We start from the raw sequence: 241 nt of genomic DNA, 5'->3' as shown, positions 1-241 counted from the left end.
TTTTGAGAAGGTTGAGCTACTTGGTAGTTCAAAAATTTCTAATTCAAAATAAGGAACAGCAGCAATAACATGATCAAAAATATCAGCTAAAATGTATTCGTAATTAATCCAACGTTTATCACTACTAAAAGCATATATTTCAATTGGTAAACCTTGTGTTGTTGGCTGTAATTGGCGTACCATAATGGTCATGTCTTTATTTATGGCCGAATGTTGCTCAATATACGTTTGCACATACTTT

Annotated in this window: 1 pseudogene; it reads right to left on the bottom strand. The window is 32.0% G+C overall.

From position 1 onward, the window contains the following. Nucleotides 1-241: pseudogene (locus FUA24_RS23240) on the bottom strand (mechanosensitive ion channel domain-containing protein); the annotation flags it as partial.

The organism is Seonamhaeicola marinus, from assembly GCF_008085455.1.
This window is presented reverse-complemented; position numbering and strand designations above follow the sequence as displayed.